Raw genomic sequence first — 2035 nt, forward strand, 5'->3', positions numbered from 1 at the left:
AGCACTTCCTGGTGCTTATAGCGCGACGGAACCACACCGACCCCATCCCGAACTCGGAGGTGAAACGTAGCTGCGGCGAAGATAGTTGGTGGGTAGCTGCCTGCTAAAATAGCTCAGTGCCAGGATAATTAATTTAGACTAAAGCCTCCTTAGGTAATCTTGACCTGAGGAGGTTTTGTATTTTAGGAAATAGGGATAGTTCTAGGAAATAGGGATAGTTGTGCTTGGCGATCAGGCCACACCTAAAATTTAGCGACTTATTAAAATTTAGCCACTTAAAATACCAACTTAAAAGGGAGAAAGAAATCTCAAGAGTATGCTGCCAACCGATGCCAAGGCGTTGCCTAAATTAGAACCTCCTTTAGAGCTTGCAGAATTTTGGGCAATTTCTATCCCTTTAACCAAACTCTGTGACGCCTGGTATCCAGGAATATTTCCTTGTTCTTTAAAGAGTTCACTAGCAATAGTACCATCTTGGCTCGCTGCTACTTCCTCTCCCAGTCGGAAACGAGCCATACCACGAGCCAAAAAAGCTGGAGCAAAGTCAGGCTTCATGCTCAAGGTTTTGTCGTAATACTCAATGGCAGTTTTGTAGTTACCTCTTTTGGCTTCTACTACTCCCCACGCATAAAAATCTTCTGGGGTACCTGCATAATCTGGAATACCAATGGTTCCTTGTATATAAGCATTACTCAAGCTCACACCATACAATTGGGCATTAACTAAAAACGCTTCCCTCAGGTCAGTACTGAATAAGTTAGCACCAGCAAGATTAGCACCAGCAAGATTAGCACCATTGAGAGAAGCACCACTGAGATTGGCACCACTGAGGTCAGCTCCTGTCAAATTAGCACGGCTGAGATTAGCACGACTCAAATCAGCCCCAGCGAGATTAGCACCCACTAAGTCAGCCATAATCAAACCTACCCTAGTTAAATCACACCCTTGACACTGTTTGGTTGACAGTAACTGTTGAGTATGAGCTAGATTTTCAGCTTTAGCAATGGTGCTGAGGCTGGTCGTAGTTAGTAAAGCCGCAGTGGTGACAATTGTGAGTTTGATGTTCATGGAATTTATTGTTTTTCCAACAGCTGCTAATTATGAATTAGCAATTATGAATTATGAAGTGTCAATCCTAGTTGTGGTTACAGTTTTTAGTTAACGTGATAGGCTAAACGTCTAAACCCCTTTAAAGGCTACACTTTAAACCTTAAACTTTAAAGCTTAAACTTTCATAATTATCCCTAATTTTTAAAAAATTGGGTGGCGAAGTTTTGCGATCGCGTTGGTGACAGTGCCCTTGCTTTGAGAATTGCCGCTGTTAAAAAGACGTAGGACACAACCCCAACTATTGCCAAGAGTATACTATTAACATATCCCATGGCATTCCACAAGGCATGCAGAGCAGAAGCATTCAGATAGCCAATGCCTATGATCTGCCAACGCTTACGGGGTTTGAGGACGCTTAACCCAATAAAATACCCGAAGTATCCACTATAAGCCATGTGTCCTGCCACTGACCCAAGAACTCGAGGAATCAGCAACTGCAATCCTAACAGGTCACCCTCCAACTCAGTACTTGGCAGTATCACACCATCTATAATATTCGGCACATATTGCCCTAAGGTTTCTACCAAAGTAAATCCCACCCCCGATGCTGTCCCCAATAAAATTCCATCGAGGGGTTCCCAGACACCAATTCTTTCTCGCCAAGGGGTACGCAGGAAATGTCCCAAACCATATAGTCCCAGCATAGGTATAGCCTTGAGCAACTCTTCCATTAACCCAGCACCAAAAAACATCCGGATGAATAAAGTAGTCAAGTTGATAACTTCACCTAGTTGTGGTATATCGCCAGGTAAAATTCCCCGAAAAATTTTGATAAATAGGGGCAGCAGCGGACTGACCAAAATTAAACTGGTGGATAGAGTACTACCCAGCAGCACCCACCAAGGTTTAGGTTTGCCACAAAGTTGGTAAACAAAGTAATAGGCTAATCCTGCCAAGTAGGCAGCTAGCAAAAGATTAAAAACTA

General features: G+C 43.2%; 2 protein-coding genes and 1 rRNA gene. 1 reads left to right on the plus strand and 2 read right to left on the minus strand.

The window, feature by feature from the left end:
• The first annotated feature begins 7 nt into the window (after window positions 1–7).
• Window positions 8–125 (plus strand): 5S ribosomal RNA (gene rrf / locus F6J99_RS44575).
• Between the two features lie 163 nt (window positions 126–288).
• Here rrf and F6J99_RS44580 read toward each other — a convergent pair.
• Window positions 289–1068 (minus strand): pentapeptide repeat-containing protein, encoded by a 780-nt coding sequence (locus tag F6J99_RS44580; RefSeq protein WP_293123744.1) that lies wholly within the window; start codon window positions 1066–1068, stop codon window positions 289–291.
• A 176-nt stretch (window positions 1069–1244) separates the two neighbouring features.
• Window positions 1245–2035: PrsW family intramembrane metalloprotease (locus F6J99_RS44585; RefSeq protein WP_293123747.1), on the minus strand; the 791-nt coding region annotated here is incomplete at its 5' end.

It is taken from the genome of Moorena sp. SIO4G3 (assembly GCF_010692305.1).
Taxonomy (GTDB): domain Bacteria; phylum Cyanobacteriota; class Cyanobacteriia; order Cyanobacteriales; family Coleofasciculaceae; genus Moorena; species Moorena producens_A.